The 20,974-nt window shown below is 53.5% G+C and carries 16 protein-coding genes; 2 read left to right on the forward strand and 14 right to left on the reverse strand.

What is annotated here, in order from left to right:
• Positions 1–18 precede the first annotated feature (18 nt).
• From glcF to HMPREF9697_RS08665, 10 genes are all read right to left on the reverse strand, one after another.
• Positions 19–1,380, reverse strand: a complete 1,362-nt coding sequence (gene glcF, locus HMPREF9697_RS08620; protein WP_081602524.1) for a glycolate oxidase subunit GlcF — start codon at positions 1,378–1,380, stop codon at positions 19–21.
• Between the two features lie 3 nt (positions 1,381–1,383).
• Positions 1,384–2,583 carry a glycolate oxidase subunit GlcE gene (gene glcE / locus HMPREF9697_RS08625; protein ID WP_002716807.1) on the reverse strand — a complete coding sequence of 400 codons (1,200 nt, stop codon included), beginning with the start codon at positions 2,581–2,583 and terminating at the stop codon, positions 1,384–1,386.
• Positions 2,583–4,028, reverse strand: coding sequence for an FAD-linked oxidase C-terminal domain-containing protein (locus tag HMPREF9697_RS08630; RefSeq protein ID WP_040298413.1), 1,446 nt, complete (start codon positions 4,026–4,028; stop codon positions 2,583–2,585). Before HMPREF9697_RS08630 ends, glcE begins: the two co-directional genes overlap by 1 nt.
• A gap of 16 nt (positions 4,029–4,044) precedes the next feature.
• Positions 4,045–4,560, reverse strand: coding sequence for a gamma carbonic anhydrase family protein (locus tag HMPREF9697_RS08635; protein ID WP_002716809.1), 516 nt, complete (start codon positions 4,558–4,560; stop codon positions 4,045–4,047).
• Between the two features lie 50 nt (positions 4,561–4,610).
• Complete coding sequence (locus HMPREF9697_RS08640) at positions 4,611–6,038, reverse strand: sodium:solute symporter family protein (RefSeq protein ID WP_002716810.1); 1,428 nt, start codon at positions 6,036–6,038, stop codon at positions 4,611–4,613.
• 216 nt (positions 6,039–6,254) lie between these two features.
• The gene (locus HMPREF9697_RS08645; protein ID WP_002716811.1) at positions 6,255–7,877 is read right to left on the reverse strand and encodes an FAD-binding oxidoreductase; all 1,623 of its coding nucleotides are present in this window, start codon (positions 7,875–7,877) and stop codon (positions 6,255–6,257) included.
• A 23-nt stretch (positions 7,878–7,900) separates the two neighbouring features.
• Positions 7,901–8,584 (reverse strand): glutathione S-transferase N-terminal domain-containing protein, encoded by a 684-nt coding sequence (locus HMPREF9697_RS08650; protein WP_081602525.1) that lies wholly within the window; start codon positions 8,582–8,584, stop codon positions 7,901–7,903.
• 40 nt (positions 8,585–8,624) lie between these two features.
• Positions 8,625–10,262, reverse strand: coding sequence for an FAD-binding oxidoreductase (locus tag HMPREF9697_RS08655; RefSeq protein WP_002716813.1), 1,638 nt, complete (start codon positions 10,260–10,262; stop codon positions 8,625–8,627).
• Positions 10,263–10,589: 327 nt separating this feature from the next.
• Complete coding sequence (locus HMPREF9697_RS08660) at positions 10,590–12,038, reverse strand: NAD-dependent succinate-semialdehyde dehydrogenase (protein WP_002716814.1); 1,449 nt, start codon at positions 12,036–12,038, stop codon at positions 10,590–10,592.
• A gap of 140 nt (positions 12,039–12,178) precedes the next feature.
• Positions 12,179–13,684: a class I adenylate-forming enzyme family protein gene (locus HMPREF9697_RS08665; RefSeq protein WP_244597920.1), complete on the reverse strand. Its 1,506-nt coding sequence runs from the start codon at positions 13,682–13,684 to the stop codon at positions 12,179–12,181.
• A gap of 514 nt (positions 13,685–14,198) precedes the next feature.
• Between HMPREF9697_RS08665 and HMPREF9697_RS08670 the strand changes: the two genes are divergently transcribed.
• Entirely contained in the window at positions 14,199–14,927 is a 729-nt protein-coding gene (locus tag HMPREF9697_RS08670) for a FadR/GntR family transcriptional regulator (RefSeq protein ID WP_002716816.1), read from the forward strand.
• Positions 14,928–15,039: 112 nt separating this feature from the next.
• Here the strand turns inward: HMPREF9697_RS08670 and HMPREF9697_RS08675 are convergent, their stop codons facing one another.
• Genes HMPREF9697_RS08675 through HMPREF9697_RS08690 form a run of 4 tightly spaced genes read right to left on the reverse strand, consistent with a single transcriptional unit; the run spans position 15,040 to position 19,394 of the window.
• Entirely contained in the window at positions 15,040–16,008 is a 969-nt protein-coding gene (locus HMPREF9697_RS08675; RefSeq protein WP_002716817.1) for a carbohydrate ABC transporter permease, read from the reverse strand.
• Positions 16,009–16,010: 2 nt separating this feature from the next.
• Positions 16,011–16,883: a carbohydrate ABC transporter permease gene (locus HMPREF9697_RS08680; protein WP_002716818.1), complete on the reverse strand. Its 873-nt coding sequence runs from the start codon at positions 16,881–16,883 to the stop codon at positions 16,011–16,013.
• A 29-nt stretch (positions 16,884–16,912) separates the two neighbouring features.
• Positions 16,913–18,274 carry an ABC transporter substrate-binding protein gene (locus tag HMPREF9697_RS08685; protein WP_002716819.1) on the reverse strand — a complete coding sequence of 454 codons (1,362 nt, stop codon included), beginning with the start codon at positions 18,272–18,274 and terminating at the stop codon, positions 16,913–16,915.
• Positions 18,234–19,394 carry an ABC transporter ATP-binding protein gene (locus HMPREF9697_RS08690; protein WP_002716820.1) on the reverse strand — a complete coding sequence of 387 codons (1,161 nt, stop codon included), beginning with the start codon at positions 19,392–19,394 and terminating at the stop codon, positions 18,234–18,236. The genes HMPREF9697_RS08685 and HMPREF9697_RS08690 overlap by 41 nt, the downstream gene beginning before the upstream one ends.
• Before the next feature lie 300 nt (positions 19,395–19,694).
• Here HMPREF9697_RS08690 and HMPREF9697_RS08695 point away from each other — a divergent pair, with 300 nt between their 5' ends.
• Positions 19,695–20,930 (forward strand): CaiB/BaiF CoA transferase family protein, encoded by a 1,236-nt coding sequence (locus tag HMPREF9697_RS08695; protein ID WP_040298467.1) that lies wholly within the window; start codon positions 19,695–19,697, stop codon positions 20,928–20,930.
• Positions 20,931–20,974: the final 44 nt, after the last annotated feature.

The raw sequence follows: 20,974 nt of genomic DNA on the forward strand, positions 1-20,974 counted from the left end.
CTTAATCCTGCTTTGTAGTTAGATTGACCCTTGTGGACCGCGCTGATGGCGATCGCTCAGAGCGTTCGATTTCCTGTCATGCTCAATACCCAGAAACTCAAGCTCACCTGGCATTGGTCCACCCGTAGCCCAATCAAGCAACTCCACCGTGTGAACGATCGGAATGCCGATGCCTGACTTCAGTTGAACAGCACAGCCTACATTCCCGGTGGCAATCACCTGAGGATTCACCTTCTGGATATTTGCAATTTTTCGATCACGCAGCTTCGATGCAATCTGCGGCTGCAATATATTGTACGTGCCAGCAGAGCCACAGCAAATGTAAGACTCTGGGATATCTCGCACATCGAAACCAGCAGCCTTGAGCAAGAACTTTGGCTCGTCACGAATCTGCTGGCCATGTTGCATTGAACATGCGGAATGATACGCCACCGTCAGCTTCGGCCTCCCGACGAAATTCAACGGTCCCAACTCGTGGAGGAATTCCGTGATATCCTTAGCGATCGCCGACACCTTTGCCGCCTTATCTGCATAGGCAGGGTCATTGCGTAGCATGAAGCCGTAATCCTTAACTGTTGTACCGCAGCCGGATGCAGTAATGATGATTGCGTCCAAACCTTTCTCGATTTCGGAAAACCATGCATCGACATTCTGCCGTACGAAGCTCAGAGTTTCCACCTCGCGCCCCAAATGATGGGTAAGCGCTCCACAACAGCCTTGCTTGGACACATCAAATACTTCAATGCCGTGACGCGAGAGCAAGCGTTCTGTCGCCGCATTATAAGACGGGCGCAAAACAGGTTGCGCGCATCCTTTGAGAATAGATACTCGTTTATATGCAGCTACGGCGACTGCAGGCTTCGGAGGCATACTTGCCAGCTCGCTCGGCACCAAATCTATCATCGCGGCGAGCCGCCCGCCGCCACGAGGTATCCGCTTTATCAAGCCACGCAATGGGCGCGCTGCAAGACCAAACGGCAGCAACATCCGCAGTCGCCATGGATACGGAAGCACTTTTGCCAAGGTCCAGCGAAACAACCGATCCAGGAGCGGGCGCTTATAAGTGTTCTCAATATAGGTCCTCGCGTGATCGACAAGGTGCATATAGTTCACGCCGGACGGACATGTTGTCATGCATGAAAGACAAGATAAGCAACGATCAATATGCTTCACAACGTCAGACGTTGGCGCAATTCCTTCTTCTAGCATGGACTTAATGAGATAAATTCGACCCCGAGGGCTATCAAGCTCGTCACCAAGTAACAGATAGGTGGGGCATGTGGCTGTGCAAAACCCACAATGGACGCAAGTGCGCAACACTTTTTCCGACGACCTCATCGCCGGATCCTCAAGCTGCTCCGGAAGGAAGTTTGTTTTCATCGATTAAATCCAGTCGTACATCCGGTGCGGATTCAAGATACCAGCCGGATCGAAGGCATTTTTGAGTCGCCTCGTAATGGCCATCAGCGCAGGCGACAACTCTTGAAAAACGGGAATGTCGCGGCGCACGTGCTCACTCGCCCTCATGAGCGTTGCATACCCACTTGTTTGTCCAACGGCGGCTCGAATGGTTTCACATCCAGAGCCAAGCCAGCTCGGTACCGCAACCCAAACTAGGCCGCCCGACCAATCAAAATACCAGCGCACGCCTTCGAGTTTCGATTTAATAATGGCCATCACCTCGGAGGCGCGATCCGGTGGAACGGAAAGACGCCACACAGCTTCATCCTGTCTTGCTCGAAGCGGACCGAGCTCGCGAATGCCTGCCCAGACGAATGCTGAACGCTCTTTATCTAGGCAGAGAACAGATCCATATTCCCTAAGGGCGGCATACAACCGACCGACTCTTACTTCGACTGAAGCAAGCGAACCCTCAATCCTGATCAGCGTCTGAGCAGGCATATCGACATCTTGCTCGGGGATATGAGCCGCTCCACTGACATCGTAGCTTGACCTCATAGCTGTGGTAAGAACTTCAATCCCATCCACATCAGACAACCCTTCTAGGCACAACGTTTTGGACACGCGGGCGCTGGGCAAGACTTTGAAGGTAACTTCACTCAGAAAGCCAAGTGTCCCCCACGAACCGGCCATCAACTTGACCAAGTCAAGTCCAGTCACATTCTTCATGACACGCCCGCCGGATTTAATGATGTCCCCGCGCCCGTTAACGAAACGAACGCCAAGTAGGCAATCGCGTGCGGCGCCTACGGATATGCGTCGCGACCCGGACAGATTCATTGCGGCCACCGCGCCGATCGTCGGCCGGCCACGAACACCATATAGTCCATAAAAATTTGGCGGCTCGAAAGGCAAATCCTGCCCATTATCCTGCAACAGCGCTCGAATTTCGTCGAGTGACGTTCCCGAGCGCGCCTGAATGACAAGCTCACTTGGCTCGTACATGACAACGCCCTTGAGGTTCACCGACGAAAGCACGCTGTCTGCAAGAACTGGGCGACCCGCCGACGATTTGGTACCACCGCCCTCGATACGCAGGGGAGACTGGCACCCCGCTGCTTCCCTGATCACCTCTGCTGCTTCCACCTCGTCGTGAGGTTCATGCCGAATTGAATCAAACATCAGGATGTTCCCGCGCACGCAGGCCGGCAATCGAGCGGAAAAACTTTCGCCGGATTAAGCAGCCATTTCGGATCAAATGCCGCGCGCGCATACATTTGCTGATCGAGATCGCCCTGCGAGAACTGTACCAGCATAAGGTCACGCTTCTCGATTCCAACGCCATGTTCCCCGGTCAGGCAGCCGCCGACTTCGACACAAAGCTTGAGCAGATCCTCGCCTGCCGCCTCCGCCTTTTCCATCTCGCCAGACTTATTGATGTCGAAAAGAATAAGCGGGTGGAGATTTCCATCTCCAGCGTGGAAAACATTCGCCACCCGCAATCCGTATTCCGCGATGATCTCCTGCGTGCGCCGGAGGACGTATGAAAGCTGACCGGTCGGAATGGTGCCGTCCATGCAGATATAGTCGGAGATACGGCCCGTTGCGCCAAAGGCAGCCTTCCGCCCCTTCCAGATCGCCGCGCTTTCCACGTCACTACGGGAAACCTTGATGCTGCGAGGAGTATAGGCCGACACAATGTCGGTAATCTGTTCCAACGTAGCATCGATTTCCTCGTTGGTCCCTTCGACCTCGACAATCAGCATCGCCTCGACATCGAGCGGATATCCGGCCTTCGCGTAATCTTCGGTAATCCCGATAGCCGTACGATCCATATACTCCAACGCAACGGGAATAATCCCCGCACCGATAATAGCGGCCACCGCCGCTCCTGCGGCTTCGACGGAATCAAACCCGAGAAGAGCGGGCCGGGCATTTTCCGCAGCCCGGATGATGCGAACGGTGGCTTCGGTCACGATACCCAGTTGCCCTTCCGACCCGCATACCAACCCGAGAAGATCATATCCCGGAGAGTCGAGATGCTCTCCGCCTATTTCAACGATTGTGCCGTCAATCAGAACGAGCTTTACGCCGAGAAGGTTATTCGTCGTCACGCCATACTTGAGACAATGAGCTCCACCCGAATTCATGCCGATATTGCCGCCGATGCTACAAGCAAGCTGGCTCGACGGATCGGGCGCATAGAAAAATCCCTCGGCTCTGACCTCCTGGCTGACCGCGAGGTTAGTAATGCCCGCCTGAACGCAAGCGGTCCGGTTTCGATAATTGATCGATAGCACGCGCTTCATCTTCGCTAGGCCGACAACGATTGCGTCCTCTTGCGGAATCGCACCGCCGGCGAGCGACGTTCCAGCGCCACGGGCGACGATCTTGATGTCATGTTGATTGCAATAACGAAGAACCGCCGACACCTGCTCCGTCGTCGTCGGCAGTACCACGGCGAGTGGGACGCGGCGATACGCGGTCAACGCGTCTGTCTCATAAGCACGCAATTCATCGCTGCTGGAAATGACGGACTCCGGCGAGAGGATTCGCTCAAGATCACAGATGATTTTCGGACGACGCTCTAGGATCGTGTTGTCCGGCGCAGGAATTTCGATCATCAAGTAGAACTCTCGCGGTTTACTTCAAGTGGTCGCGGTAGAGAGCAGCACGCGCCGCATAATCGCGCGCGTTATCGGCAATCCACTTCACCTCGTCATCCGTGAGCTGGCGTACAGCCCTTCCCGGAACTCCGAGGATCAGCGAGCGGTCCGGATAGGTTTTACCTTCCGGCACAACACTCCCTGCCGCCACGATGCTGTCCTTTCCGATTTTCGCATCATTAAGGATGGTTGCGTGAATTCCTACAAGGCTTCCATCTCCAATCGTGCATCCATGCACAACTGCGGCATGCCCCACCGTGACATTGTGACCAATCGACATGGGATGACCCGGATCAACATGCAAAATTGCACCGTCCTGAATATTGGCGCCACTTTCGATTGAGATCAGATCATTATCGGCACGCACGACGGCGCTCGGCCACACACTGGCATTCTCTGCCAACCGCACCTGCCCGATCACCGTAGCATTCGGCGCCACGTACGCCGTGTCCGCCACTGATGGATGGAGGTTCTGCAAGGTAAAGATCGTCATATGTCGTTCCGTTGATGAGAGTAGGGCACGAAGGGTTCCTCTTTCGTGAGTCAAGCCGCATCACCGCCTTGGATTTGGCGCGCTGTATTGGACGACAAGCCACTACCGAAGAGGTAGCCCACCGCGGCCTCCGTCATCATGACAACCGCCGGCGTCACCAACGCGATATAAATGTTGTCAATTCCGAAGGGATCTCCAAGTAAATACCAGACGGTTGTCGTCACGGTTGCACCAATGAGGCCCATCGTTGCGCCCCGATTACTTCCGAAAAACGGGAGATAGAAGCCAATCATCGCTACGATGGAGATCGCCAGCCGCAACGCTCGCGTGAAGAACGAGAGATGCAGCACCTCGGGAGCGTAGAAGACAAAGAGAAGAGGCAGAAATCCGATTGGAACCGCAAGCAGACGAGACATGCGCAATTCCTTTTCTTCCGTTGGCTTAAACATCGGAACGTAGAAGTCGCGAACAATGAGAGCTGCAATCCCGATTGAAATGCTGCTCACTCCCACCAACACCGACGCCACCAGCGAAACAGTAACAATGCCGGAAAGCCAAGGGGACATATGGTCAAGAAATATCGGAAGCGCATAGAGACTCTTCATATCAGGGAAGAGATACTTCGCGCACACACCGATAATGCCGAGAGCGAAGCTGATGGGCACGCAAAGAATCCCTGCGACGTAACAGGCATTACGCACCTGACTAGGTCCCTTCAACGCCGAGATTGCTTGAATGATATACTGGGTCGAGAAAATGGCACCGACATTCGCGATTGCCCAGGCGATTATCGTTGAAGCACCAATCTTGCCATCCCACGTGAAGTAATAAGATGGCAACTTCGCTACCATAGGACCGAAACCTTTGGTCATAATCAACGCAACCACCAAAACGATAATAACGCCGATGTACTTGACCGCGGTGTGAAGCACCGAAACGTAAGCTGTGCTCTTAAGACCACCAACCGCACAATAGAACGTGCTGATTACGGCCGTCAGAACTGCTGCCGCCGCAAAAGAAATATGGAGCGAAGTTGAAACAGAAGCTGCGCCGCCAACGTAATAGCCAACATTTACGAGCAACAGCGCGTAGATCATAATGACGGAGACTGTCAGCTGCGTAGAGCGACCATACTTCTTCGCAATCGCCGCTGAGATCGTATACTCCCCTGAGTTGTAAAGCTTTCGGCCGAGAAGAAGCCCGAAGAGCGGAAAACCGACGGCAACGCTCAATACCGCCCAGGATGCTGCTGCACCCTTCTCAAACGCCGTTTGCGCGGCACCAATTGTCGATTTAGCTCCTATAAATTCCGACATCATAAGAACGCCAATAATGAAAGCCGGAACTGACCTCGCCGCGACGTTAAAGTCTGAATTCGTTTTGGCGCGATATCTGATCGTCAACCAAGTTGCAAAGCCGATATAAGTAACGACCATCCCGACGACGATAGCTGTATTATTGAGATCAAACCCTCGCACTCAAGTCTCCTTTTTTGATGGAGGCGTTTCGACTACGTGATGCTATGAGGTTTCTGATAAGCATACGCAGGCGATGACGCCGCCTTGTACATTTCCTCCGAGGCAGGTTTCTTTGAATGACCTGCTTCCCATGTATGATGCTTAGGTTGATGGCTGTGGTAGCTACCCCAATCGGGTAGCTACCAATATCGAGCTATGAATGCCGACTGCGCCAAATCATGATGGATCGAACAGCACGCCTGGATTGAGAATAGCTTTCGGATCGAAGGTGTGCTTCGCAGCCTTCATGGCTGAACAGAACAGCTCGGGGCGTTCCTTGTCATACCAGGGGCGATGATCCCGGCCGAGCGCATGGTGATGGGTAGTCGTTCCTCCAGCATCAACCATCGCCGTTTCAGCGATCTTCTTGATCGCCATGTACTGCTCTGGAATACGAGCCTTATCGCCGTAGGCGTACCAGGTGAAGTACGGCGCCGGGCCGTCCGGATAGATATGAGTAAATCGGCAGGTGACAGAACCGGGCCGCCCCGTGACTTCCCGAATCGCACGAAGCGTTTCCGCTCTCACATGTTCACGCATTCGGGCAAACTGCCCCCAGGTGACGCATGTTTCCATCGTTTCGCGCATCACGCCGCGAGCGATCGCGTATTCACGCAAGTAAGGACCGCGCAGAAACTTGTCGCGCCAACTCTTGGCGCTGGAATCTGCGTTCGCATCACCCTTCAGAACTGAGGCATCCCAGGTGCCGCCATGATCGCCACAGATTTCAAGCGCGCGATTCATCCAGACATCGACCGGATGGTCCGCGGATTCAAAGCCGAGCACCAGAATGTCGTAGGTGCCGTCGCTCGAACCGGTGTAGGCGGCTTCTTCACGTTCGACCAAGCGGGCGCTTGCGGGATAGAGACCAGATTGCGAAATGACGCGCGTCGCCTCGACCGCCTTGTCGTAGTCGCTGAACCGGACGCTGACCATCTGCCGGAAGGTCGGTCGCTTATGCAAACGCACCCATGCTTCGGTGATGATGCCCAAGGCACCCTCGGATCCAAGGAACAAGCGGTCCGGATTCGGGCCGGAGCCGGATGCCGGAAAGCGGCGCGATTCGATATTTCCCGACGGGGTAACGACTTTCAGGCTTTGAACGTGATCGTCGATCTGCGTGTAGACGGTCGCGAAGTGACCTGCGGCCCGAGTCGCAATCCATCCGCCCAAAGAGGAGAACTCCCATGCCTGCAAAAAGAAGCGCATGGTAAGGCCGCTCGACTTGAGTTGCCGCTCAAGGCTCGGGCCAAGAACGCCAGCCTGAATTCGCGCGGACTGCGACGCATGGTCGATCTCAAGCACCTTGTCGAAATACTTCATGTCGATCGACACAACGCCGCGATAGCGGTCATACGTCGGAGGATTGACGCCGCCGACGACGCTCGTTCCGCCGCCGTACGGAATAGCCGCAAGGCTGTCGTTTTCGCACCAGCGATAAATATCGACGATGTCCTGCTCGGTGCGCGGATAAGCGACCGCATCCGGCGGATTGCGGAATTCACCGCGCACAGCGTATGCAACGTCGACAGTCCCCGCCCCATAGGTGTGATAGAGCCGGTCATATTTGTCGGTCGTGCAGATATTCTGCAGCGCCGCGGGGACCTTCACGCGCGAATCTCTGATCGTCACCGACTCGAGGGTCGGGAACGGCACTGCACTGAAATCCCCAACACCGAGAAGCTCGGTCCAGGCCTTTTCGAATTCAGCGATTTCCGTGGGCGAAACCTCATCGCCTTCGTAACCCCAACCGTAAAACTTTCTGCGTCGCTCCTGCAGACCGCCGTGCATCTTATTCATTGCGTTATCTCGCTCCTCGTTTGTTAAGCCTTAGCGTCAAACATATTTTTCCAAGATGCCGTACCTGGCTTGGCTTCCCATCTCTTCGTTTCCGACATTACGGCGAGACCTTCCTCCACCGCAGAACGTGCTTTAATTGCATCGAACCAGCGTTTTAGATTCGGAAAATCTTGAAGATCCTGCCCCTGCCAGCGGTGCAGTCGGATCCACGGAAAAGTCGCGATATCTGCGATAGAATAATCACCCGCGAGATACTCGCTGTTTGCAAGCTGGCGGTCCATCACCCCATACAATCGAGTCGCCTCGTTCGTATAACGATCTACCGCATATTGAATTTGTTCGGGTGCGTAACGACGAAAATGATGAGCCTGCCCCAACATTGGTCCGACGCCGCCCATCTGGAACATCAACCACTGAAGGGCGTTCGTTCGCGCTCGAACTTCCGTTGGAAGCAGCTTACCTGTCTTCTCGGCGAGATATAAAAGGATCGCACCAGATTCAAAAATCGATATCGGATTTCCACCTGGCCCATCGTGGTCAACGATGGCCGGAATTTTATTGTTTGGGCTAATCTTGAGAAATTCAGCGCCGAACTGATCCCCCGAGGTGATATCGATCGGCAGCACCCGATAATGCAGGCCAAGTTCGGCCAGCATTATCGTCGCCTTGTATCCGTTCGGTGTTGTCCAGAAATAGAGATCAATCATAACGAATTGCCATACATGACTGAACGCCGCCCATTGCAGCTCACATCGCGGGCCGGTCGAACAGAACACCAGGATTGAGCACCCAGTTCGGATCGAGCTCCCTCTTGCTCGCCTTCATCATGCGGACGAATCCTGGGTCGATTTCCTTGTCGTACCAAGGACGGAAGCTACGTCCCACCGCGTGATGATGCGTGATGGTGGCCCCAAGCTCTATCAAGGCATCGGACGCCACCTTGTTCAGGGCAGCATAGTGCTCGATATTTTTCTCATGAGAGGACGGAGCCATGATTGAGTAATATGGCGCGGGACCATCCGCATAGAGGAATGAAAAGCGGCGGCATACAATGCCTCCACCGCAAATCTTCTTTTCTGCATCCGCTATACGACGCATGATTTCAGCATCGACGGCTTCGAATTTGTCCCACGTATATGCGGTCTCGAATGTGAAGCTAATGATGCCCATCGCCGCACGGACATGCATAAGGTATGGGAGATAACGAAATTGATTACGCCAGCTTCCTTGCGCACCTGAGCGGCTGTTCTCAAGAGCCGCCCCGCCGGATCCCGCCTGATCTTTCACCGTGCCGCCGAAATCCCTGCATATCTCGAGGGATCTTTCGAGCCACGCATCGACCGGGTGATCCGCCGATTCGTAACCGATCAGCAGCATCGATTCGGAGCCATCCCCTGCGCCATAAAAGAAAGCGTCCTTTTCATCCAGATATCGACAATTAGCTGGATAGAGACCAGCCTGTGTGATCTGCCGAACGGCTTTCGCGCCCTGATAAAAAGTCTTGAACGAAACCGCCGCGTTGGCCCGGAATCTCACCCGCCCCTGCAAGCGCATCCACGCTTCGGTAATAATGCCAAGCGTTCCCTCTGAACCGATAAACGCCCGGTCTGGGTTAGGGCCGGCACCGGACGAGGGCAGCCGGCGGTTTTCAATCGTTCCCGTCGGCGTCACGACACGCAGACTTTCCACCATCTCGTCGATATGAGTGAGATGCGTTGCATAGTGACCAGATGAGCGTGTCGCGATCCAACCACCGAGCGAAGAAAATTCCCACGATTGCGGGATATGCCGCAGCGTGAAACCATGAGGCTTCAATTGCGTTTCGAGCGACGGCCCCAAGGTGCCGCTCTGAATACGAGCCGCACGTGAAATCGGATCGACTTCAAGCACACGATTGAAGTTCTCAAGATCGATGGTGACGACACCCTTATAGTGGCTATCGTCAGGAGGGTTGATTCCACCAACAACGCTCGACCCACCACCGTAAGTCACGGCCGCGTAGCCATTCTCACCGCACCAGTCGAGAACGGCAGAAATATCCTTCTCATCTCGGGGATACGCCACGATGTCGGGCGGATTGGGGTATTTTCGCTTATAAATCATGGCAAGGTCACGGAAACTCTTGCCATAACTATGAGCTACTCGATCCCACTTAGCAGTGGTGCAAAAACTCGTCAGCGAAGCCGGCGGTGTGATGCGAGGCGCGCGAATCTCGATCTCATCGAGGGTTGGATCCTTAAGAACCGTGAAATCGCTCATTCCAAGACGCTGCGCCACGCGCGCGTGCATCGATTTCACTTCCGACTCGGGAATCTCCTGGCCCTCGTAACCCCAGCTCCAGAACTTCCTGCGCGGCCCCTTCGATACAGCCATGGGCGCATTCATTCGCTTCACTCCTCAATCATGTTGAACCAGAAAGAAAATCCGCGCCCGCCACACCTTTTCGTAAGCAATCAGGCGAGAATTTCCGAGATATGGACCATCCAAATTGGTCTTACCAGTAAGATCAAAAAAGACCGCAGTGTCAAGATTATTATTGGCGATCGTGGGGAATTTCATCGCGCTGGGAAGGATCAGCTTGTCAGGCGCGTAATGCGCACAACGACAAATACGGCAAAGTTCAAAGCCGTTTCGAAGCCACCGGGGGCCTCGACTTCACAGTTCTATGCAGCCGCTCTCACACTTCACCACATTCATGGTCGGAGGCTGACGCTACACGTGATGTTCAGTTATGAATTTCGTATTCAGGTAAGCATCCATCGCTTCCGTGCCACCCTCAAAGCCAAACCCGGAATCCTTGATCCCACCAAAAGGGGTTTCGGGCAAAGCAAGGCCATGATGATTGACGGAGACCATGCCGCTCTCCACAGCCGCCCCGAACGCACCACTCGTTGCAGCTGATTTTGTATAGGCATAGGCAGCAAGGCCATAAGGCAGGCGATTGGCCTCAGCCACGGCATCTTCGAATGTCGAGAAGCGCGCGATCGGCACGACAGGACCAAACGGTTCTTCATTCATGATGCGCGCGCTCAGCGGCACCTCTGTCAGAACAGTTGGTTCAAAGAAAAACCCTTCGTTTCCTGAACGCTTACCACCTGTTCTCAGGCATGCCCGCTGCTGAACAGCATCCGAGACCAGGGACTCTATCGCTTCTACACGTCGAAGATTTGCCAACGGTCCCATCTGGGTCGTCTCATCGAGACCATTTCCCACAATGACAGCTTCAGCCGCAGCGATAAAGCGCTCGACGAACTCTTCATAGATTTGCTCGTGAACCACAAATCGCGTGGGAGAAACACAAACCTGACCAGCATTTCTGAATTTCGCCGCCGCCAACAAGCGAACTGCTTCCCTCACATCCGCATCTTCAAAGACAATTGCCGGCGCGTGGCCACCAAGCTCCATGGTGACGCGCTTCATGTGACCGCCCGCCAAAGCAGCAAGTCGCTTGCCCACTGGTGTTGAGCCTGTAAAGGAAATCTTGCGAATGACGGGGTGCGTGATCAGATATTCAGATATCTCAGACGGTACGCCGAAAACTAGATTGAGAACGCCCCGCGGCAGCCCCGCATCGACGTAAGCCTGCACTAGGGCGGCGCAACTCGCCGGCGTCTCTTCTGGGCCCTTCAGAATCACCGAACAGCCTGCGGCCATTGCAGCTGAAATTTTCCTGACCGCTTGATTGATTGGAAAATTCCACGGCGTAAAGGCCGCCACCGGCCCAACCGGCTCCCGCACCACAGCCTGCTGCACAGCGCCAGACCGTGCGGGAATGATTCGACCGTATGATCGGCGAGCCTCTTCCGCGAACCAATCGATGATATCGGCACCAAGCAATATCTCGGCGCTCGCTTCGCGGAGCGGCTTGCCTTGTTCGAGGGTCATAATTTCCGCAATTGCGCTGACCCGTTCGCGGAGCTTCTCAGCAGCCCCACGCATAAGTTTGTAGCGATCAAAAGCAGACGTCCGTCGCCAAACTTCGAATCCGTCCCTGGAGGCATTAACCGCACGATCGAGATCGTCGATAGACGCATGAGCGACACTTCCTATCTGCGCTCCTGTCGCCGGATTGAAGATCGGCTCGGCATATCCGGAAACGCCATCACACCAAAGGCCGTCAACAAATAACTTTACATCTGGATAAATCTGTTGCTGGCTCATGCTCTTGATCAACTCCGAATCCTGATTGTCGACCGCAGCAGCAAGAATCTCTTCCGCCTTGATGGCACAAAGCCGGAGTCCTGCCTGCTGCTTTGACGCGTCTCCTCACGCGAACCGGCTTCCACTTCGCTGAACGCATTCTAAGCGGTCAACGCTAACTCTTCAGCTCGTTTCTTCAGATCGTGTTTTCTGATCTTGCCGTTTGGCGCGGTTGGCAGCTGCGACATAATGATAATCTGCTGGGGTTTCTTGTATCGCGCCAGTTTTTGTTCCACGAGGACAAACAGCTCTTCGATGACAATGGAGGCTTCAGGGACCGGCTCGACAAAAGCGATGATTTCCTCATTCCCCTCGACCGATCGCCCGACGACCGCAGTATTGAGCACCGCTGGATGAGCATTGATAACAGCCTCGATCTCAGCCGGATACACATTGAAGCCAGAACGGATAATCAGTTCTTTTGAGCGTCCCTGCACGATCAGCTCGCCTTGAGGAGCGCGACTGACAATATCTCCGGTGCTCAAATATCCGTCGTCATTGATAACAGCTGCAGTCATCTCCGGCTGGCCATAGTAACCCAACATCACGTTGGGACCTCGCACCAGCAATTCTCCCGGTTTGCCATCCGGCACTTCTTGTCCGTCAGGCCCGATAATCTTGACCTCGACACAGGGGATCGGCAACCCGATATTGACCTCATTACTTCCCATCTCATACTGCGTACGACTGATCGTCGGTGATGTCTCGGTCAGACCGTAACCATTATGAAGCACGACGCCGAACACACGCTCGACGCTCTTGCGGAGTGAGAGATCGAGCGGAGCCGTTCCCGTGTAGACATAACGAAGCCGATTGGGCGTGAGCTTGATTCCTTCCTGATCGACGTGCGCGACAATTCTGGAAAACAAGGCAGGAACAGCGTTAAGGATCGTTAGCGTTCCATCGACGACGGCTTCAATAACCCGCGAAAGCGAAAATCTCTTCATGATCCGCAAATGCCCGCCTGCAAACAACATCCCTTGCATAAGCGTCAGACCATACGAATGCGAAATCGGCATAAGGCAAAGAGATACATCGTCGGCGTGAATGGCATTTGTTCTCTTGCCGCGGCAAGCAACGAACGCAAGGTTTCGGTGAGTGAGCATGACCCCTTTCGGGCGGCCAGTGGTCCCGGTCGTGTAGATCAGAACCGCGACCTGTCGCGCCGGATCTGCATGGACTTTCTCGGGGACGGAATCCGTCGCCAACTTGCCGGCCTTGATTTCGCCGATACCCGTCAGCACCTGCACCTCCGCCCCTCCCCGGTGCGCGGCGGCGTCTGCCTCGGGCGATACCCTATGGATATAGAAAACACGCCTGGGCTTGCAGTCACCTTCAATCAAGTCCAACTCATGTGGACTGAGCCGGGCATTTGCCATCACAACCCAGGCATCAAGCCGGCTTGCCGCATACATGATGACAATGGCAGCGATTGAGTTTTCACCGATCACCATGATCCGATCGCCAGGGCGAATGCCGAGGCGCGCCATCTCAGCGGAAACGGCCTCAATCGTGCCGATCACCCGCTGATACGACCAGACGACGCCATGTTCGTCGGTGAATGCAGGACGAGAGCTCCCCGCTTTCGCCCCTTCTTCAAGAATCATGTGAATGCGAGGTGGTAGATTTGACAGTAAATCTACTTTCATCGCCTCACCCGCCCTGCCTGAACTGAAATACTCGATCGACCTTCACGCGACGAACCGAAATGCTTTCGGGCAGCATCGACCTCGTCATCATCATTGGTCTATTTGGTAATACCAATTTGGTCGGCAGAAGTGGCTCGTGTCAAGCTATTTCTGATCGGCCGCCCCCATTTGCAAGTGACGGGAGCAATCCAATAACAACCTTCGCATCGTAACCAGTTGCGATCCGGGTCGCGCGAACACCCCGTCACGAACGAATCGACAGCAAATGGCGCGCGCTGCCTGTGGTTTTATGGCCTACCTGGCGGGTTTCGGATGCTTCAAATTCTCCAACCTGATATCAACAAGCGGTAGACTCGGCGCCAACGGTTACTCCGTTGGTCATTTAGTTTGTGGGTCTTACCAATTTGGTATACCGTTAGATTTAGTAGAATCCTCAAATCAAGTCACTGATGGCGCACGTCAGGAAAATTAGATGCCCGAAAAAAGTCGAACCAATAAGACTGCCGCCCTCCCATCAAACGCTATCGGGAAAATTCTTTCGTTCATTCATGAGCGCCGTTATCAGCCTTCTGAGCGGCTTCCTTCGGAACGCGATTTTGCTGAGAAATTCGATACCAGCCGCGGCGCCGTTCGCGAAGCCTTAGCAGCACTTGAATCCATGCGCGTGATAGAGCGACGCCCGAATTCCGGCATCTACTTGCGGAATTCAGAAGAAAGCAGCATCGAAGCTCTCGTTCTTTACGCCGAGTCCGGAGTTCCGTTCGAGCCCAAGGAAATTGCCGAGGTTATGGAAGTTCGGCGTATCCTGGAGGCTCAGGCAACCAGACTGGCCTGTACACGCAGGACCGCCGACAACATCCGCGATCTCCACATGATCCTGCGCGACACGGAAAAGCGTCTCAGCAAAAAACAGAGCATCGAGCATGAGGACGAAGCGTTTCACCTAGCGATTTTCGCTGCCGCTAAAAACGACATCCTGCTCCGCATCGCGAGGTCATTCTACGAACTATCGAGACCGCGGCGGCGCCTCTATTTTTCAGATCAGGGCCGCTGTCGACGCGCCTACGACGATCATCAGACGATCCTGACGGCTATCGAGGGACGGCGCGTCGGCCAAGCCGAACAGCAAATCAATGCGCATTTGTCCCGAACCACCGATGCTTGGCAGGCGCTGTTAGGGGAACAAAAGAATTCGAAGTAATCGCGCGCCGCAGTTGCCTCTCCGGTCCTGCGCAGATTTTCCACTGTTCGTTTTCTCCATCGCCGCAACATCCGTTCTCGGAGTAAATCCAAGAATGGATGTCGCAAAAATCCTATCCCTTGACCGCTCCCGCCGTCAGACCAGCGACAAAATATCGGTAGCAGAACGTAAATACTACAAACAGCGGCAGAGCGATAAGGGTCGCACCAGCCAAGATCTCGCCCCAACGCAAATCCTGTGCGCCGAGCATCGATGCCAAAGCCACGGGCAACGTCTTCCGGTCATCACTCATGATCAGGATCAGCGCAAAGACGTAATCCGCCCACGATAACAGGAATGAGAATATACCAACCGTAATCAGCCCAGGCGCTGAAAGCGGGAGAACGACCTTGATGAAAGCGCCGAACTGGGAACAGCCGTCGACCATTGCGGCTTCCTCCAGGTCGAAGGGCATCGATTTAAAGAATCCCCAAAGCAACCACACAGCTAAAGGCAACGAAATCGCCAGATGGGCGATCAATAGCCCCCACAAACTGTCGGCGAGACCAGCCATCCGAAACAAAGCTGACATTGGAATAACCAGCATCAACGGCGGAAACATGTAAGCAAATAACATGGAAGCAATCAGCATCGTCTTGCCGCGGAAGCGTAACCGGGTCGCGCCATAAGCAATAAATGACGACAGTATCGTGGCTGCTACGATGGTGGCGAGCGCCAGCAGAACGCTGTTGATAAAATTCACCGGGTAATTCGTAAGCTCTAAAAGCGACTTGTACGAACTCAAATCCGGCGGCCAGAACACCAACGACGTATCCAGAAAAAGCTTCTGAGGCTCTCGCAAGCTCGAAATCAGCATCCAATAGATTGGAAAAGCCGAATAGATGCAGACTGCAAGAACAGCGATATACAGACCGCTGCGACCGGCAATATGCTTGATCAACTTTCCATCGAATGCCTGCTTTCCGGCAGCTTTCCCTGTCATATTTTGCGATGTTCCTTCCGCGCCAGCCGTATCACGGTGCAGTATCTCCACTGAAGAAGCCGAGGTTACGATATAAGGAACGGTGTTCTGAGAGTTCATCGTCACCGCCCCTGCTTCACTTCATCAATCGGGAAAAAGCGCAGGTATATAAGAATAATACATGCAAGCAGCATGAATGACACGGTTGCGACTGCTGCTCCCCCCCCCAGATCGAATTCAATAAATGCCTTCCGATAGGCTAGTGTCGGAAGTGTCTCCGTTTGATTAAGAGGTCCGCCTTTCGTCAACAGCCAGATCACATCGAACTTGTTGAACATCCAGATTCCTCTCAAAAGAATCACGACGATCAACACCGACCGGAGTCCTGGCAGCGTGACGTGCCAAAACTGCTTCAAGGCGCCCGCACCGTCAACTCGAGCAGCTTCGTAAAGTTGGGATGGAATTGACTGAAGACCTGCGAGCACACATGTCACAACGAATGGAGTCCAAATCCAAACGCTCACAAGAACTATGGTCATCTTCGCAGTCGTTCCCGACGCCCCCCAGTCAAACATGCTATATCCGAACGAGTTCAGAATGCTTTTGACTAGGCCGTAGTTAGGATCGAGAAGCCATTGAATTACGAGGCACGCAACGACAGTCGGAAGGAAATAAGGCACGATCGACAACGCCCGGACAATCGTTTGCCCGACGAAATGCCGATTGAGAACAAGCGCAATGCTCACCCCAAGAACGACTTGCAGCACAATCGCAGAAACCGCGATCGTGATTCCGTTCAGCAGCGAGCTCCAGAAGAGCGGATCGCTTAATACCTTCCGATAGTTTTCAAAACCTACCCAATGCGACGGCTCAATGAATGAGCTCGCCGCATAGAATGAGAGCTTGATCGAATAAACGAGCGGCCCACCGACAATAGCACCGAGTATCAATACACTCCCGATGAATAAGCTTATGATGCCTCGGTCTTGTCTCATGAAGTGCCGTCCCTTATTATAAGTGGCTCTTAGCTGATCTTACGCATTCGATCGGCTGCAGTTTTCACACAATCGCTAGACGGAACATTTCTCAGCACTCGGTTCTGTAACATCTCGGGCATAATATTTGTGTCGAAAACCTTGCATGGCCGCGTGTCCATCGCTGGGCCACACATATCAATCGCATTGAGAATGGTTGTGCTACCCGGATCGATGAACGACTTCATCTGCATCATTGTCTGCCAATGCTTCTGGATCATCGGATGATCCTTCCATCGCGGATCATCGTAGATATCCATACGCGCCGGCTGGAAGTTCATCCAGGCTGAGTGAAGCCAGTTGATATAATACTCATCAACGAACCATTTCAGAAACTTGATTGTTTCTTCCGTTTGCTTGGTCTTGAAGACGATAAAGCCATCGAAGGCGAAGGACAGCGCCTTCTGCTTCCCTGCGCTATCAGGAAAAGCAAAAATCCCATACTTGTTCGCGAGATCTGGGTTTCGCGCTTCGAGCGCCTCAACGACGCGGCCGGAATAGACAGTATGTGCGGTTTTTCCTGTCGCAAAAAGACTCATCAACTCTGCATAGCCGACCGTGTTCATGCCAGGCGGCATGGTCGTGTAAAGATCGGCATAAAAATCAAGGAAGCGGCTAGTTCGATTCTTGTTCTCCGCCTCGTCAAGAACCACGTTCCATTTGTCGTCGTAGAATTTTGGTTGCTCCGCAAACAGACCTCCAAAACTCGCCCAATTGGTCGAACTATCACTGGCCAAAGGAAGGACGCAACCGCCCCGTTCGATATTGCCGCCCTTTGTAATAGTCAGAGCCCGGCAATTCTCCAGAAACTCATTCCAGGTGGTAGGGACCTTCAGGCCGTTTTCTTTATACAAATCCTTTCTGTAATACACCGTCACCAAATTATAATCGTAGGGATAGAACCAGTGTTCGCCCTGATAGGACCAATCGCCCTTCCGCCCCCACGAGTACTTTTTGACGATATCCGTGAGCGGAACGATATAACCTGCACGCGCATACTGCAGAATTTCAAAGGCATATCCTTGCGTAGAAATATCGTATGGCACACCCGCGTTGAGAGCCGCCATCGTTTTCGAATATGCACCGCTAATCGGTGATGAATCGACGAGGACTTTTACGCCGAACTTGCTCTCGTAAGCATTGCCCGCGTCTCGCAGTACGGCTTGACTCGCGGCAGACGTTTCGGTGTTCAAAAAGCGAAGTGTTACATTGGATTTAGCGTGGACATGGGGAGCCGCCAATGAACCGGCAATGCCTGTCGCCAACCCGGCAGACGCCTTAAGAAAATTCCGCCGATCAACGCCAACGAGATTATCCTTGGAATTCGACCGGCTCGATCCGTGACCTTTCATGACACTCCCTCCCGATGCTGTTTTCGCTTGTCTTCGTCGCTTGCCTCAACGTTCCGCCGCTCTCGCGAGAGAACAGATGCAACCTCTGTCGAGGAAAAACGATTGAAATCCGATCTTGTACTTTCAATGCATCGTCGCGAGCAAATACCGCACGCAGTTTCTTGCCGTGAATTGTACCCAGCACGTAAGTTTGAGCGCCAATCTGCTCGACAAGATCGATGGCCATTTCAAATGCGCCGGATGCCGCAGAACGCTCGATGTGCTCCGGCCGAATGCCTAAGGTGACATCTTGCTTCGCTTCGGAGAATTCATTGTCCGGAAGATCGACAAGGAGGCTTCCCGAGCGCACGGCAAGACGCCCTTCGTCTCGCGTCAGTTCACCATCCACCAAATTCATTTCAGGCGAACCGATGAAAGCCGCCACGAAAGCATTCGCAGGCCGATCGTAGAGATCAAGGGGTTTTCCAGCCTGCTGAATTAGGCCATCTCGCATAATCACAATGCGGTCGCCAAGCGTCATAGCTTCGACCTGATCGTGGGTCACAAAAACCATTGTAGCCTTCAATCGAGCATGCAGAGTCGCGATCTCTTCACGCGTCCTAACACGCAACTTGGCGTCCAAATTGGAGAGAGGCTCATCGAACAGAAAGACATCCGGGTCTCGAACCAAGGCGCGACCAAGAGCCACTCGCTGCATCTGCCCTCCTGACAACTGTCGAGGCTTGCGCTCGAGCAAATTTTCAAGGCCTAAACTCGATGCAGCACTACGTACTCGCCGTTCTATTTCATCACTCGGCGCCCTACGCACCCGGAGCCCGAACGCCATATTCTCGTAAACGGTCTTCTGCGGATAAAGCGCATAGTTCTGAAACACCATCGCGATATTGCGATCTTTCGGCGGAAGCGTCGTTACATCTTTCCCACCAATAAAAATTTTTCCAGAGGTCACCTCTTCAAGGCCAGCAAGCATACGCAACGTGGTTGATTTCCCACAACCAGACGGCCCGACAAAAACGACCAACTCACCATCCGCAATATCTAATGAAAAATCCTGTACTGCCCGCAGCCCTCGATCTCCTCCGTAGGATTTCGTGACATTCTGGAGAGTTACTCGCGCCATACAGTAAGACCTCCCTCAAGTGTTTCTCCCATTTATCACCGCGCTTTTTTGTCATGCGCTTGTGTCGACGTTTCATCGACCTCACAATTGGACAAACCAATTTGGTGTACCGTAAATCTCGACCAGTAGAATGTCAAGCGCTCGCGATCCGACGACGGACTTCTCGCCCTCCATCAGACAGCAAATCCACCCATTCGTCGGAGAAATTGCCATTTTGCGCGTAATTGGTTTGACCATTTTGGACGACCAAATATAATGCAAGCACACGCGATGAACCGTCGGATGTATTGGGAAAGAAAAATGGCAGGTCCGTTAGTTGGCTACCGAGTTCTCGATCTTTCAAGAATTCTCGCAGGACCTTGGTTGGGACAATTATTGTCTGATCTCGGAGCTGAAGTTTGGAAAGTCGAACGACCCGGCACCGGTGATGATACCCGGCAATGGGGGCCGCCGTTTCTAAAAGACGATAATGCAGCTAACACCACAGAGAGCGCTTATTTCTTAAGCGCAAACCGCGGGAAACATTCGATCTGCATCGACATATCGACCGAGGAAGGCGGCACTATTGTAAGGAAGCTCGCACAGCACGCAGATATCGTGATCGAAAACTATAAGGTCGGCGATATGGCGCGTTATGGCCTGGATTACGAGACTCTGAAGAAATCGAAGCCGGATATTATTTACTGCTCCATCACCGGCTACGGCCAGACCGGTCCAATGAAAGCCATCGCAGGCTACGACATGGCTATTCAGGCGATTGGCGGATTAATGAGCATTACCGGCGAAAGTGACGATAACCCCGGCGGAGGTCCTCAAAAGGTTGGCGTACCGATCGTCGATATTCTTACCGGCATGTATAGCGCGACCGGGGTCATCTCCGCCCTCCTGCATCGCGAACGTACCGGCGAAGGACAGCATATCGACATGGCGTTGCTAGATGTTCAAGTTGCCGTACTTGCCAACCAAAATCTGAACTACCTTACGACGGGCACGCCGCCCAAGCGATACGGCAATGCTCATCCAAATATCGTTCCATATCAAACCTTCAAAACAAAAGACGGTTCGTTTGTACTTGCTGTCGGAAACGACCAACAGTTCAAGAAGTTTTGCGCGGCATCTCGATTGACGCATCTGGCTACCGACAGCCGCTTCGCAACAAATACAGATCGGCTCAACAATCGCAACCAACTCATACCACTTCTAGATGCGCATTTGGCGCAAGAAACAACGGAGCACTGGATCTCCATTCTAGAGCCTGTGGGAGTTCCGTGCGCGCCGATCAATCGATTAGATCAGGTCTTTGCTCATCCACAAGTGATCCACCGGGGGATGCAGATTAATCTATCTCATTCTTCGGGGGCTACCGCCCCTCTTGTTGCCAATCCCATCAAATTTTCGGCGACGAAGATTGAATACGCAAAGAGTCCACCCAGGCGCGGTGAAGATACGAAGTCCGTCCTCAAATCTATTCTCAACTTCAACGACACAGATATTCGACGTCTCAGCGATCTTCGAATTATCGACACTGGAACATAATCGAAGTGTCATCAGAGCTATTAACACATGCGCGCGGCAAAAAC

Source organism: Afipia felis ATCC 53690 (genome assembly GCF_000314735.2).
GTDB lineage: Bacteria > Pseudomonadota > Alphaproteobacteria > Rhizobiales > Xanthobacteraceae > Afipia > Afipia felis.